Annotated in this window: 13 protein-coding genes; 8 read left to right on the plus strand and 5 right to left on the minus strand. The window is 63.8% G+C overall.

Features of this window, described 5'->3' with window-relative positions; all coding sequences use genetic code 11:
• Positions 1-17 precede the first annotated feature (17 nt).
• On the minus strand, positions 18-1,211 hold the full coding sequence (locus ACE3UG_RS04860; protein ID WP_374620383.1) for an MFS transporter: 1,194 nt from the start codon (positions 1,209-1,211) through the stop codon (positions 18-20).
• A 180-nt stretch (positions 1,212-1,391) separates the two neighbouring features.
• Between ACE3UG_RS04860 and ACE3UG_RS04865 the strand changes: the two genes are divergently transcribed.
• Complete coding sequence (locus ACE3UG_RS04865; protein WP_374620385.1) at positions 1,392-2,300, plus strand: LysR family transcriptional regulator; 909 nt, start codon at positions 1,392-1,394, stop codon at positions 2,298-2,300.
• Between the two features lie 22 nt (positions 2,301-2,322).
• Here ACE3UG_RS04865 and ACE3UG_RS04870 read toward each other — a convergent pair whose 3' ends face one another.
• Positions 2,323-3,681, minus strand: coding sequence for an MFS transporter (locus tag ACE3UG_RS04870; RefSeq protein ID WP_374620388.1), 1,359 nt, complete (start codon positions 3,679-3,681; stop codon positions 2,323-2,325).
• Positions 3,682-3,912: 231 nt separating this feature from the next.
• On the opposite strand from ACE3UG_RS04870, the gene ACE3UG_RS04875 reads away from it, so the two are divergent.
• Together ACE3UG_RS04875 and ACE3UG_RS04880 are read left to right on the plus strand one after the other, a co-directional pair.
• Positions 3,913-4,806, plus strand: a complete 894-nt coding sequence (locus ACE3UG_RS04875; RefSeq protein WP_374620391.1) for a LysR family transcriptional regulator — start codon at positions 3,913-3,915, stop codon at positions 4,804-4,806.
• A 49-nt stretch (positions 4,807-4,855) separates the two neighbouring features.
• Positions 4,856-5,230 (plus strand): hypothetical protein, encoded by a 375-nt coding sequence (locus tag ACE3UG_RS04880; protein ID WP_374620393.1) that lies wholly within the window; start codon positions 4,856-4,858, stop codon positions 5,228-5,230.
• Positions 5,231-5,255: 25 nt separating this feature from the next.
• Here ACE3UG_RS04880 and ACE3UG_RS04885 read toward each other — a convergent pair whose 3' ends face one another.
• Positions 5,256-5,609, minus strand: coding sequence for a DUF2288 domain-containing protein (locus tag ACE3UG_RS04885; protein ID WP_374620397.1), 354 nt, complete (start codon positions 5,607-5,609; stop codon positions 5,256-5,258).
• A gap of 190 nt (positions 5,610-5,799) precedes the next feature.
• On the opposite strand from ACE3UG_RS04885, the gene ACE3UG_RS04890 reads away from it, so the two are divergent.
• On the plus strand, positions 5,800-6,222 hold the full coding sequence (locus ACE3UG_RS04890) for a hypothetical protein (protein WP_374620400.1): 423 nt from the start codon (positions 5,800-5,802) through the stop codon (positions 6,220-6,222).
• Positions 6,223-6,651: 429 nt separating this feature from the next.
• Here the strand turns inward: ACE3UG_RS04890 and pepE are convergent, their stop codons facing one another.
• Entirely contained in the window at positions 6,652-7,365 is a 714-nt protein-coding gene (gene pepE, locus ACE3UG_RS04895; protein ID WP_374620403.1) for a dipeptidase PepE, read from the minus strand.
• Positions 7,366-7,825: 460 nt separating this feature from the next.
• Between pepE and ACE3UG_RS04900 the strand changes: the two genes are divergently transcribed.
• Together ACE3UG_RS04900 and ACE3UG_RS04905 are read left to right on the plus strand one after the other, a co-directional pair.
• Positions 7,826-10,006 carry a malate synthase G gene (locus tag ACE3UG_RS04900; protein WP_374620405.1) on the plus strand — a complete coding sequence of 727 codons (2,181 nt, stop codon included), beginning with the start codon at positions 7,826-7,828 and terminating at the stop codon, positions 10,004-10,006.
• 97 nt (positions 10,007-10,103) lie between these two features.
• Positions 10,104-11,381 carry a DUF445 domain-containing protein gene (locus ACE3UG_RS04905; RefSeq protein ID WP_374620408.1) on the plus strand — a complete coding sequence of 426 codons (1,278 nt, stop codon included), beginning with the start codon at positions 10,104-10,106 and terminating at the stop codon, positions 11,379-11,381.
• A 99-nt stretch (positions 11,382-11,480) separates the two neighbouring features.
• Here ACE3UG_RS04905 and ACE3UG_RS04910 read toward each other — a convergent pair whose 3' ends face one another.
• Positions 11,481-12,146 carry a chorismate mutase gene (locus ACE3UG_RS04910; RefSeq protein ID WP_374620410.1) on the minus strand — a complete coding sequence of 222 codons (666 nt, stop codon included), beginning with the start codon at positions 12,144-12,146 and terminating at the stop codon, positions 11,481-11,483.
• Between the two features lie 281 nt (positions 12,147-12,427).
• On the opposite strand from ACE3UG_RS04910, the gene ACE3UG_RS04915 reads away from it, so the two are divergent.
• Positions 12,428-13,309, plus strand: coding sequence for a LysR family transcriptional regulator (locus tag ACE3UG_RS04915; protein WP_374620413.1), 882 nt, complete (start codon positions 12,428-12,430; stop codon positions 13,307-13,309).
• Between the two features lie 735 nt (positions 13,310-14,044).
• Positions 14,045-14,284, plus strand: a complete 240-nt coding sequence (locus tag ACE3UG_RS04920; RefSeq protein WP_374620416.1) for a hypothetical protein — start codon at positions 14,045-14,047, stop codon at positions 14,282-14,284.
• Positions 14,285-14,311 lie beyond the last annotated feature (27 nt).

Here is a 14,311-nt window from a genome sequence, read left to right on the forward strand (position 1 = left end):
TCGGGCCATCGAACGGATTACAGCGCGGGCGTCTCGCAGACAGGCGCGACTTGCCGCTGCGCGTCGCGGCGATCCAGACGCAAGCTCAGCAGCGCCACGCCTACCCCGGCGAGCGGCACGAGTGCTGCCACCCAGGGCACGGCAGGCAGACCCGGGCCGTGTTCGATCACGAAGCCGCCGAGCCACGCGCCGATGGCATTGCCGAGGTTGAACGCGGCGATATTGAAGCTCGAGGCCAGGCTCTCACCGGCCCCCGAGGCCTTTTCCATCACCCACAGTTGCAACGGCGCCACCGTCGCGAACGCAGCCGCGCCGAGCAGGGCCACGAACACGATGGCCAGCCAATGCGAATGCAGCGCGAACGTCATCAGCCCCAACACGACGGAGAGCGCCACCAGGCTACCCAGCACGGTCGGCACGACGCGGCGATCCGCAAGCTTGCCACCCAGCAGGTTGCCGACCACCAGCCCCCCGCCGAAGATCAGCAGAATCGGCGACACGGCACCTTCGGCAAAACCCGCCACTTCGGTGAGCAGCGGCGCAATGTAGGTGAACACGCCGAACACCCCCACCCAGCCAAGCACCGTCGTGAGCAAGCCGAGCAGTACCGGACGACGTGCCAGCGCCCGCAGATCCGCACGCCAGTCGCCCGCATCTGCCGGTGCGGCGATCTTCGGCACGAACCAGGCGATCACAAGGAACGCCACCGCGCCAATGGCCGTCACGGCCCAAAAGCTGGCGCGCCAGCCATAGTGCTGACCCAGCCATGTGCCGAACGGCACACCAAGAATATTGGCGACGGTCAGCCCCGTAAACATGACGGCGATGGCCGACGCGCGGCGCTCGCGCGGTACGAGGCCGGTCGCGACCACCGAGCCGACACCGAAGAACGTGCCATGCGCGAACGACGTCAGCACGCGGGCCGCCATCAGCGCCCCATAGCTCGGCGCCAGCGCACAGGCAGCGTTACCGATGGTGAAGATCGCCATGAGTACCAGCAGCACCGTCTTGCGCGGCCAGCGTGCGGTGGCGGTCGTCATGAGCGGGGCGCCGACCACGACACCCAGGGCGTAACCGGAGATAAGCAGGCCTGCGGCGGCGATCGAGACGCCGAAATCGGCACCGACGTTGAGCAGCAGCCCCATGATGACAAACTCCGTCACGCCAATGCCGAAGGCACCGGCGGTCAGGGCGTAAAGGGCGATGGGCACGGAAAACTCCTGTCTGAATTGAGGGAAAGGTCGCGCCACCAAGGTCGTAGCGACGAACCGATGTGCGGAATATAGACGCCCTCTCATTCATGAAATAGACTGCGCGAAGGAAAATGATTTGTGACTTGGCGTCACAAAATCTCGCGAAGCCAATGACCGCAAGGGTCGAGGACACATCCCATGGGTCGACAGGACGTCAATCGCTCGGGCGATATGGAAGTTTTCGCGCGCGTTGTCGAGCAAGGCGGCTTTTCGGCGGCGGCACGCGCGCTGCATATGACGCCGTCTGCCGTGAGCAAATTGATTGCGCGGCTCGAGGCGCGGTTGGGCGCGCGATTGTTCAACCGCTCGACTCGCCGTCTGCAACTCACCCCCGAAGGCACCGCCTTTCACGAGCGCGCGGTGCGCGTGCTGGCCAGCATCGAAGCGGCCGAGCGAGAAGCGGCGGTGGGCGCCGTGCCGCGGGGACTGCTGCGGGTGAATTCAAGCGTGCCGATCGGCACACATTATCTGCTGCCGGTCATTCCGGCGTTTTTGGCGCAGTATCCCGAGATTCGACTCGATCTCACACTTACCGATACCGTCGTCGATCTGCTGGAGCAACGCGCGGACGTCGCCGTTCGGGCGGGCCCGCTGCGCGACTCGCGCCTGGTGGCCCGCAAGCTTGGCGAGAGCCGGATGCACGTGGTGGCGTCGCCCGACTATCTCGCACGCAACGGCCCGCTGCGCACGCCGGCCGACCTGATCCACCACAACGTCATGGCGTTCAATTTCGACCGGCAGGTGCAAGGCTGGCCGTTTCTCGACGGCGCGGGCGGCATCACACACTATCCGCAGGTCGGCAACATGGCCGTGAGCGACGGCGAGATCATGCGCAAGCTCGCAATTCAGGGGCTCGGGCTCGCACGCCACTCGCGCTATCACGTCGACGCCGATTTGCGCGACGCTCGGCTCGTTACCGTCCTTGAGGACTACAACCCGGGCGATCTCGAACCGGTGCATGCGGTGTATGTCGGGCAGGGCGGCCACTTGCCCGCGCGCGTGCGCGCGTTTCTCGACTTTCTCGTGGCCAACGTTCGTCTGCCCTGAATCTGCGCGCCGGCACCGACGTTCATGCGCGCGGACGCTCGCGATGCGACCAGACGAAGAGCGGCCACGCCAGCGCCGCGCACAGCAGACCGCCCGCCCAGACCAGCCCCCAGCCGCCGATCGACAGCAGCCACGGAATCGTCAGCGGCGTGAGGAACATCGTCAGGAACACGCCGGTATTGCCGATGCCCAGCGCCGTGCCGGCGCGAGACGCGCCGGCACGCGTTGCGAGCTCCGTGAACGCAATACCGTGCCATGCCGACGCCACCACGCCCCCCGCGATCAATAGCGCAATCATCCACGGCGTGCCATGCGCCAGCCATTCAGGGCGATGCGCGAGCGCCGCCACCAACAGCGCCAGCAACGCGAAGACCCCGCCAACGACGATCGTGCATGTGCGCAGATACGCCGGACGATTGCGGCGCTTGTCGGTGTAGCGTCCGCTCCACACGCGTGTGATCGCAGCGCCCGCCTGAACAGCGCCGAGCGTGAGCGAGATCGTCACCACACCCACGTGAGCAAAGTCATGCAAAAAGACCGTGCCGAACGTCACCACGGCGATCTGCGGCATGGCGAGGACCGCCATACCCAGCGCCGTGCTCAGCAGACGCGCGTCGCGCAACGGAGAATAGCTCGCCACCGGACGCCCACCTGCGGCATTCGCCGCGCGCGCGGCCGTGCTCGTCGTTTCATGCGGTTCCTCCGGCGGCTCGACCAGCCATCCCCACGCCATGACGGCCGCAGCGATGCACGCCGCCCCCAACCCGAAAAACACCGCGCCGAAGCCGAAATGCACCGCCGCGCCCGGCAACAGCAACGCGCCAATACCACCGCCCAGGGGCACGGCGCATTGCCGCACGCTCATCGCCAGACCGCGCTCGCTGTCGTGAAACCACCGCATGACGGCGCGCCCGCTCGAACCGTTCACGCTGCCACCGAGCACGCCGATGGTCAGCATTCCGGCCGCAAGCATCGGCATGGACGGAACGAAATTCGGCGTCGGCACGCCCCATACGCCCAGAGCAACGAGCGCTGCGGCCGTCACCATCAGCCCGACGAGCAGCACCCGCCGGTCGCCCCAGCGGTCGGTAAGCAAGCCCCACGGTAATTCGGAAATGGCGATGCCCAGGCCGATCATGCCGAGCACGATGCCCAGATCGCCGTTGGCCAACGCGTAGGCGCTTCGCATCTGCACGGCCGTGGCGGGAATGCCGCCCATCGCGGCAGCGAAGCTGACATTGGCCGCAACGCCCACACCCAGCACCTTCCAGCGATGGTTGCGGCCGGGGCCACGGGTGATGGGTGCCCGGTCCGGCGCAGACGACGCCTCACGCGCGGGAACCGAGGCAGGGGCAGGGGCGGTACACAGACGTTCATTCATGTGTGACACAGTGCGCGGCCCGAAGGCACGCGGCTCAGAGAGGAGAATTAGCGGCGTCCCATCTCGCGTCATCACACGGTTCCGGGGCACCATGCACCGTATCGTACGGATAGACAATGCATCGGAAAAGCGGGAAAATTCGATGACTTGTATCGTATTTTCCGGATTAACTTCGGCATTGGCGCGATGCACCGCCCTGAGCGCCGTCGCCATGACATCCCGAGAGCCTCCATGAACGCCCGTGCCTTCGATCTCACGCAGCTGCGTACCTTCATCGCCATTCACGACGCCGGGAGCATTTCGGCGGCGGCGGAGCACATCTTTCTGTCGCAATCGACGGTCAGCGAGCAACTCAAAAAGCTCGAAGGGCGTGCCGGTCAGGCGTTGCTCGTACGCTCGCGCAAAGGCATGCGGCCGACCCCGGCGGGCACGCGACTGCTCGCGTATGCGCGACAGATCTCGGCACTGTCCGAGGCGGCGTTCGACGATCTGCAAGGCGTGCTGCTCGATGGCGAGTTGCGCATTGCCATTACGGACTATTACCGTCCGCACGACGTGGGCCGCGTCCTCAAACGATTCACGAGTCTTTACCCGCGCCTCCGGCTGCATGTGAGCGCCATGCAAAGCGCGCAGATCGAGCGCACCGCATTGACCGGCGAGCACTTCGACGTAGGGCTGGCGTTACGCTTGATGAATGAAGACGTCGGACGCGGCGCGAAAGCGCTCGGCTATCGAACGCCGGGCACGCTGGTGCGCCGTGAGCGTCTCGTGTGGGCGATGTCGTCGACGCTGGCCGAGCCGCTCGATGAGCCGCTGCCGCTGGTGACGCTGCCGCCGACGTGCGCGCTGCAAAGCCTCGTGCTGGGTCTGCTGGAGCGGCACAAAGTGCCGTATCGCGTCTCCCATTCGGCCGCGGGCGTCGCCGGTATGCAATTGGCCCTGGGCGCGGGGCTGGGGATTTCGTGCCTGAACGAGTCGGCGCTCACATCCGACCTGATCGTGTGCCCGCCGTCGCTCGGTCTGCCCGCGCTGCCGCGCGCGGAATTCCACCTGTTGCCCGGGCGCGCCGATGAAACTGACCTGATGCGTCACGCGCGCAATGCGCTGTTGCGGCTCTTCGCGTGATACCTTTGCCCCCTGATCCCGATTTGGTCCGCATATTGCGGTTGCCGTCATGCCGGAAGCCACCCCGATTCGTCTGAATTTCAACACTCGCCGCGCGCTGCTGTTCGCGCTGACGGCGGAGCGTCTATCGGCGTACTACGAGCATGGGCAATGGATGACGGACAAGCAGGGTGCAACGCTCGCGCAACTGTGGTTATCGCGCTCGAAGTTGCAACTGCCGCTGGAGGAGCGACGCCTGCTTTCCACGTTGAGCGACGATTTTGCGCGCGAACTCGCTGGCGCGCTCTCGCGCGAGGCGGGCCTGTACACGGCGCACGAAATGACGGAGTCGCTCGATGCGGACTACGCATATGCGTCGGCGGTGGCGCAGGATTTGTTGGAAGACTGCACGCGCCGCCTCATCGAGGCGGGCATCACGGAATAACCCGGCCAGTGGCGACGCGTTGCCGTCAGGCGACCATGCCGCGCGCCTGCACGAGTACCCAGGGAGCGACGACGACGGCCCACAGTTCCGGCGTGCGCGTGGAGAAATCGGCGGCTTGATCGGCTTGCATGCGCTGCACCATTCCCGACGATAGCCATTGAGATACGGTGGCCTTGTCGTCGTTGGCGACGGCCTCGGCGACCGATACGAGATCGACGCCGGGTGCGACGTACAGCAGCACACCGCGTGCGAAAAACGATTCCAGGTCCTTCCAGTCGATCTTGGCGGTTTCACCGAGCAAGCGCAGGTAGACATCGCTCGCCCCCGAGGGGGCGAGTTGAGGAATTTGATCCGATGGGTCGGGCTTGGACGAATCCATGACAACGGGCTCCGGTCAGCGCTGGCCGAAGAACGACCGCACCTCGGATAGCGTGAATGATGAAAACCCGCATTGTAATGCGCCCCAGCATGCGTGACGGTGGTAGCATCGGAACCCCGCGTATCGCGCCGGTGTCGCAGTGATGCGGCACGGCCGTCGCGTGGTGGTTAACGTTTTTCCGAGGAACCGCATGTCCAAACAAAAAACCGATCCCAAGCTGGAACAAGCCCTGACGCGCGGCGATCTTGCCATGCGCCAGATCAACTCCGCCCGTGCGACCGCGCTGTTGCGCGCGCTGGGCGAGATGATCGTGGCAGCGTCGGCAACGATCGGCGTCGAAGCGGTGGTAGACGTGCCCAACGGCGACAAGGTCTACGATCCGGAAGACGGCGTGTGGCCGCAGGCGCTCGTGTTGTCGTTCGACGGCCCCATCGAGGAAGCCGACGAAGAAGAACTGCGCACCGTGCAGTTGATCGCCGACAGGTATCCGGAAACATTCCGGGTGGAGTGGCATCGCGCCGATGGCAAGATGGGCCGCCATGAAGCGCGTCCGCTCGCGATGGTCGCCTTCCTGACCGACGTCGAAGTGCCGTGGCTCGACGACGACGCCTGATGCGGCATCGACACTGACAGCATGCGGGGCGGCGAGCAGCGCACTGGCCTCGGGGCCCGTAGGTCGAGCGAAGTAATAAGCGCATTTCCGATATCGGAAACGATGGAAACAACCCCGCGATAGTTGTTTCGCTCACACAGTGCTTTGATGCTGCGCTTCTGGTCTGCCGTAAGCGCGAAATTCGTGGACTTCCGTACCATGTCCCCTCCGTCGGCGTTCCGGTGACGGAAGTGGGACAGGCCTATGTCCCGTCATCCCATCGCACGTACCGAGGGGAAAGCGCGCACGCAAATTGACCTCGCCTTCCGCCAGCGGAAATCCGCCAGCAGAACGCAATCCGGTGCGAAAAGTCAGATTTCAGAATTTGCGGACGACGACTCGTTCACACAATCGTCCATTGAATGCGTTGCGACACGGCGTGCGCACGGCTCAGATCGACGCCAGCGCAAACGTGCTGCCCGTCGCGAGCTTGTCGACAGCGCCCCCCTGCCTGAAGTGCAACGCATCGAACTCGCCGAGCACCGTGGCGTTCTCGCCCTGCACATGAAGCGCCGTCCCTTCGGGGATGCCCACGACGCTCTCGTCCGGATTGATCGCCAGATACTCCGCCAGACGCTCCTCGCGCGACTCCCCGTTATGCCCCATCGGCTTCCCGCTGATGAAGTGCGGATTCACCTGGAACGGGATCAGGTTGAGCGCCTTGAGCGTCGGCGGCTCGACGATGGGCATGTCGTTGGTCGTGCGAATGGTCGGGCAAACGACGTTCGCCCCCGCGCTCCACCCGACATACGGCATGCCGGCATTCACGCGCTCGCGCAGCAGGCCCACGATGCCCGCGTTGTACATGCGATCGAGCAGCGCGAATGTGTTGCCGCCACCCACGACAACGGCTTGCGCCTGTTCGACGGCGGCGCGGGCGTCCTGATGGTGGTGAATCGATTCGAGCGTATAGCCCAGCCGATCGAACGTCGGCTTCACGCGCGCTTCGTACTCGTCGAAACTGAAGGTGATGCCCCCGGCGTAGGGCACGAACAAGACGCTTGTCACGCGATCCCTGAGCACCGCGTGCACCTGATCGTCGGCGTGCGCCAGAAAGCCCAGGTTGCCCTTGCGGGAACTGCTCATCATCAAGATCTGTTTCACGACTCATGCCTCCTGGGCAGATGTTTTCGGGGGAACGCCCGGTTCCAGCGCACGACGCGCATTCGGTGCAGACGACGAGTGTACCCGTCACCTCGGCCGGCGCATCCCCCCCGTCAATGGCCGGCGTCGCACTTTCCCATTGCAACGTGCCCATTTCTCATGAAGTGAAACGCCATATCGAATGCTGCAATCGTGGCCCAATCATTCGACATCAGGCGCAAAGCCTTATACCGCCAGCGTCATACGCCAATCCTTATGCCGCCTATAAGCTACGGGCGTGTCACGACTCGAAATCCCGGGTTTCCGAGTGACCGGAGAAGGATTACACTCAGGGTCTTATATAAGACTGCCCCTTATTGTCGACCCTTGTGTCGCGGCCCCAATGCGAGCGCTACGGGTGTCTCGGCAAGATCGTCGACGAAATCGCGTCAACCTGGTTTTCAAACTCGAGTACAGCATCATGACTTCCACTTCCCAGCGTGGCGGCCTGACGGTCGCAGACAATCTGATCGCGTTCATCGAAAAGGAAGCCCTGCCGGGCACCGGCGTCGATGGCGATGCGTTCTGGAAAGGTTTCGACGCCATCGTCCATGACCTCGCCCCGAAGAATCGCGCGCTGCTCGCCGAGCGCGACCGCCTGCAAAGCGAACTCGACAACTGGCATCGCACCCACCCCGGTCCCATTGCCGACGCAGCGGCCTATCGTGCGTTCCTCGAAAAAATCGGTTATCTGCTGCCCGCGCCGGCCGGCGTGAAGGCCACCACGGCCAACGTCGACCGTGAAATCGCCGAGCAGGCAGGCCCGCAGCTCGTGGTGCCGCTCTCCAATGCCCGCTATGCCCTGAACGCCGCCAACGCGCGCTGGGGCAGCCTGTACGACGCCCTCTACGGCACCGACGCCATCCCCGAGTCGGGCGGCGCAGAAAAAGGCACCGGCTACAACCCGAAGCGCGGCGAGCGCGTGATCGCGTTTGCACGCGGCTTCCTCGATCAGGCCGCCCCGCTGGCAGACGGCTCGCACAAGGACGCCACCGGCTACACGGTCGAGAACGGCAAGCTCGCGGTCACGACCAAGCAAGGCAAGACCGCCCTGGCGACGCCCGCACAGTTCGTCGGCCATCAGGGCGACGCAGGCGCACCGACGGCCGTGCTGCTCAAGCACAACGGCCTGCACTTCGAGATTCAGTTCGACGCCAGCCACCCGATCGGCAAGACCGACGCCGCCCATATCAAGGACGTGCTCGTCGAGGCGGCTGTCACGACCATCATCGACTGCGAAGACTCGGTCGCCGCCGTGGACGCCGACGACAAGGTCGAGCTGTATCGCAACTGGCTCGGCCTGATGCAAGGCACGCTCACGGAAGAAGTGGCGAAGGGCGGCAAGACATTTACGCGTCGTCTGAATGCCGACCGCGAATACACGGGTGCCGACGGCCAGCCCGTGAAGCTGCACGGCCGCTCGCTGCTGTTCATCCGTAACGTCGGCCATCTGATGACCAACCCGGCGATCACCGATCGCGAGGGCCGTGAGATCCCCGAAGGCATTCTCGACGGCGTGGTGACCGTGCTCGCCTCGCTGCATGACCGCAAGCATCGGCTGAACTCGCGCACCGGCTCGATCTATATCGTCAAGCCGAAGATGCACGGCCCGGCCGAAGTGGCCTTCGCCGACGAACTGTTCGGACGCATCGAAGACTTGTACGGCCTGCCGCGCAACACGCTCAAGATGGGCATCATGGACGAGGAGCGTCGCACGAGCGTGAACCTCCTCGCGTGCATCGGTGCCGCCGCGTCGCGCGTCGCGTTCATCAACACGGGCTTCCTCGATCGCACGGGCGACGAAATGCACACCGCGATGGAAGCCGGGCCAATGATGCGCAAGGGCGACATGAAGTCGTCGGCGTGGATCACGGCGTACGAAAAGAGCAACGTGCTCGTGGGTCTGGCCGCCGGCCTGCGTGGCCGCGCGCAGATCGGCAAAGGCATGTGGGCCATGCCCGATCTGATGCACGCCATGCTCGAGCAGAAGATCGCGCATCCGAAGGCCGGCGCAAACACCGCGTGGGTCCCGTCGCCGACCGCTGCCACGCTGCACGCCCTGCACTACCACATGGTCGACGTGCAAGCCGTTCAGCAGGAGCTCGAGAAGATCGACTACGCGAAAGAACGCGATGCGCTGCTCACGGGTCTGCTGACGGTGCCGGTGGTGGCCAAGCCCGAGTGGAGCGACGACGAGATCCGCAAGGAAATCGAGAACAACGCGCAGGGCATTCTGGGCTACGTCGTTCGCTGGATCGATCAGGGCGTGGGCTGCTCGAAGGTGCCGGACATCAACGATGTCGGCCTGATGGAAGACCGGGCCACGCTGCGCATTTCGAGCCAGCATCTGGCGAATTGGCTGCGTCATGGCGTCATCACGCGCGAGCAGGTCGAAGAGACGCTCAAGCGCATGGCCGCCGTCGTCGACAAGCAGAACGCGGGCGACAGGCAGTATCGTCCGATGGCGCCGAACTTCGACGATTCGCTGGCGTTCCGGGCCGCAAGCGCCCTGGTGTTCGAAGGTCTGACGCAGCCCAGCGGCTACACCGAACCGCTGCTGCACAAGTACCGTCTCGAACTGAAGGCGAAGCAACAGGGGTAATGGCTCGACGATAAGTCGACAAGGCCGGGACTTACCATCAGACGCCCGACGGGGTACCCTGTCGGGCGTCTTTGCATTTTTCAGGAACCGGCTGCGCATGGACCCCGCCATCGCCCTGCAACGCGCCGAGCGGCGCGCGCTGTACTTCCTTCTGGCTGCGCTGGCGATCTTCATCGCCACGCTCTTCATGCCGGTGCACTTCGTCACGGGCTGGATTCGCGCGGCCGCCGAAGCCGCGATGGTTGGCGGACTCGCCGACTGGTTCGCCGTTGAAGCCCTGTTCCGGCGCATTCCGATTCCGGGGCTCGCACGTCACACGAACATCCTGATTCGCAAGAAGGACGCCCTCGGTGACGGTCTCGCCCGCTTCGTGCGCGAGAAGTTTCTCGATACGCCATCGGTGGTGCGGCTCATCCGGCAGCAAAATCCGGCGGATGCCGTCACGCACTGGCTCGGCTCGTACGAAAACACGCGTCAGTTGAGTGCGGTGCTCGTGAAGGTGGCCAGCGGTGTGCTCGATGTGATGGACGAGCGCAACGTGCAGGCGTTCATCCGCCGCGCGCTCGACACGATGATCGATCGTCTGGATCTGTCGCAATCGGCGGCGGCCGTTCTGGACACGCTCACGCGCGATGGCCGTCATCAGGCCCTGCTCGACGAAACGCTCGACTATCTCGTCGAACTGCTGAACGAGCCGCAAACGCGCGAATTCATCTCGGCGCGCATCGTCGACTGGCTCAAGACCGATCATCCGAAGAAGGAAAAGATACTGCCGTCGGAATGGCTCGGCAACAAGGGCTCGGACATGATCGCGGCCGCCGTCACGCGCCTGCTCGCGCAAATGGAGGCGGACGAGTCGCATCAACTGCGTCAGGCGTTCGATCGGGCGGTGGCGCGACTGATCGAGCGACTCAAGCACGACGCCGAACTCCACACGAAGCTCGACGCCTTCAAAGCGCAGCTCAAAGGCGATACGGCGCTCAATGCCTATGTGGGCGGGCTGTGGAACGAATGGCGAAGCTGGGTTAAGCGCGATCTGGCACGCGACGACTCCGCGATCGGCGCCAGGATTACCGGTGCGGCGGCGTGGATCGGTCAGGAGCTGGCGCGCAGCGAGTCGTTGCGAAAAGCGCTCGACGCGCAATTGCTGGATGCGGCGGAGCGCATGGCACCGGGTTTTGCCGATTTCGTGACGGAGCACATCCGTGCCACGGTGCACGGTTGGAATGCGGAGCACCTGTCACAACAAATCCGCCTGAGTGTGGGTCAGGATCTGCAATATATCCGCATCAACGGCACCCTCGTCGGTGGGCTGATCGGCGCCGTGCTGTATTTGATTGCCCAGGCGCCGGAACTGCTCGCGCGAGCACCGTGACGAATCTGGAATCTGTGCCGTTGACGGCGGCGGCCTCGGTCTGCCCCAAGGCTCTGCATGCATCGCCGACACCGCAGCCTCCCCGTATCGCAGGGCCGGCTACGAACGCGTGCAAATGTTTGCGGTACTGCGGTCCAACGCGGCACGGGCGAGCGCGTCGAGCGATTTTTCCTGCGCCACTTGCCCAACGGCCAGGGCGACCTGCGCCTGACAATCGGGGGACTGGCGCAGCCGACCCAGCGCCTGAAGGTTTCGGAAGATCGCCTTCTGAAGTTCGTCCAGTTTGGGACGCACGGTTTCCGACAAGTCGTCGCGCCGTGTCAGCGGCGCTGCGCCCTCGCGTCGCCAACCGTTGAGCAGCGCGTATTGAATTTCCTTGTTGGCTTCGATCTGGTCGGCAAAGATGGACGTTGCGTCCTTGGCCGTGAGTCCATAGCTGGGCGCCATTGCCGCCGCCTTCTCCAGCACTTGCGTCTCGCGCGTGGGATCGCACACTGCGTGGCCGCTATCCCACTTGCTCAAGGCCACCTGCATGGCCGTGTCGAGACGATCACTCAGACTGCGCACGAGCGGCAGGAATGCATTGGAATCGGCACGCGTGCCCCCTGGAGGGATCTCGTTGGAGGAATCGTTCACGCCGTGCGTCAGTGGCCGATAGGCCATCGTCTGCGCTTCGACATCACCCGCGTACGGCGCAAGGAAGCCCAGGGTGCAAGCGAGCGCCACCGCGCTTCGTGGACAAGCCGGGTTGAATTTTTTATTCATTTCGAATCTCCAATCATTCGATGCGACGCCCATGAAAGGTCACATTGTTCAGCAGGATTCATAGCAAAATAATGAAAACATTCACTGCATTGATGCAATAATTCATATGAATGAAGCGAGGTGAAATGAGCGACCCCAAACATTCCGATGGCAAGCCGAGGTCGTCGCGAACGACACAACGCAGTGCGGGGCACGGCGACGATCCGCCGGGGACGCGCGAAGCATCGGTTCGCGCACTTTTGAAGTTGCCGCAGGCGCTGAGGAAGTTGCGGATACGGGATTTGGAAATCTTGTGTTTGCTGGCACGCACGCGCAGCTTTGCGCGCACCGCCGAAGCGAGTGCGGTCACGCAGCCGGCGTTATCGAAATGGCTTCGCGACGTGGAGCAATCGCTTGATGTGCCGCTGTTTGCGCGCACCACCCGGCGAGTCGCCCCAACGGTGTTCGGCGAAGCTCTGGTGGCGTGCGCCGAGCGCATGCTGACCGATCTGGCCGGCGTGACGCCCGCCATGCAGGCGTTGCGCGACGGGCGTAGTCAGCCGGTGAACGTCGGTGTTCTCCACGGCATGGGCAGCGTGCTGATACCTCGCGTGCTTGCCTCCATGCATCGCGACGGTTCATCGCCGCGCATCAATCTCTACCACGACACGCTCGATCGTTTGCTGCCGCGCTTACGGTGGCGTGAGATCGATCTACTGGTGTGCCGACTCGATGCGGGCGCAATGAATGCGGGATTCGACGCTGTGCCGCTGTATGAAGACGATGTGTGTGTTTTTGGGGGAGCGCGACATCCGCTCGCCCGAAAGGCGCGCCCGACGTGGCATGACGCCGCGTGCTACCCGTGGATAGTGGCGCCGCAAGGTGCGCCGATGCGCAGCACCATCGAGGCGGAATTCGCACATCACGGCCTCGCAATGCCGCAGATCGTCATGGAATCCACTTCACTGATGACCAACGCCGCCGCTGCACAACAGTTGCCGTGCCTATTCTTGAGTTCCGCGCGCGTTGTGCAGCCTTCGCCATACGCGCACACGCTGCACAATTTCGGGCTACGTTGCAATCATTTCGCGCCGGGTGTCGGCGTGCTTCAAGGTGACAGCCCAAGCACCGCAGCGCTCGCGCTGATCGAGGTCATGCGCGAGGTCGCAAGCACGCCCCTGTGATGCTCGCCGCTGCCATCACGACCCGCTAACGAAGCGCCGCCGGCCTGCGTGCCGGCAGGTACTTCGTTTTGCTGCGTTGCGGTGTGCGTCGCGCTGCCATGAGCAAATCCTAGGGAAAACCCGTGGTTTTTCTGCAACTAAGCGTCGACAACGCGCGATCGGTGGTCCGAGCCGAGAAAACCATTGAAAATCAGTCTCTTAGCATCTTTGAAACGGATGAATGGTGCGCCATTGGCGCCGACCGGGCAGCGATTTGACGGGAAATGCCGCCATGCGCAACACAATGTTTGATCTAACGGGGTTTCTTGCGAAGTGCGTCAGCAGTAAAGTGACACTATGAAGTCAGTCGGCATCGTATCTCGGAGGTGCGCCGCACCACGGACGATGCCGGTTCGTACAGGAGCAATACCATGGCTGCCCTCGGTTCTTTCCTTCTGCTGGCGTGTGCGTCGCTGCTCACGGCCTTGTATCTGCGCAGCCGTACCGCGCGTGCGCGCGGTCAGCAAGCACGCGTGACGCGTCGTTGAGCCAGAGAGATATTCCTTTCGGCCGGATGGCTCAATGCGTCGAGCCTCGTCGTCTTTCACGGCGAATCTCGTCGTTCGTCGTTTGATTATTTCGATTTTTGCAATTGATCCTTCGCTTGGAACGCATTTTTCTCCTGACGCTGCCGGCGTAGATTGGCAGCAATGACGGCGCCCGTGGTGGACGCCTCGCCAGACGGGAGAATGGAAAATGAAACAAGCGCTGATCGCTTCGGCTTTGATGGCTGCGCTGTTAAGCGCAGGTACCGCAAGCGCCGCTGAGGGTTCTCAACCGGTTGCCCAGCCGCAGCAGGCCCGGCAGCAAGTGCAGGTGCAAACACAAGCCCAGCCAGGCCCGGTGGCCGCCGCACCGCAAGCGGTGAGCGTCGCCCCAGTGTATGAGGTTCCGGGCCGCGTGAATCGCGCCGGGTCGATCTACTTCGGCCAGTAAGTCCGGGGAAAAAAGTGGCAAGCCGGG

Source organism: Pandoraea sp. (genome assembly GCF_041919235.1).
Classification (GTDB): domain Bacteria; phylum Pseudomonadota; class Gammaproteobacteria; order Burkholderiales; family Burkholderiaceae; genus Pandoraea.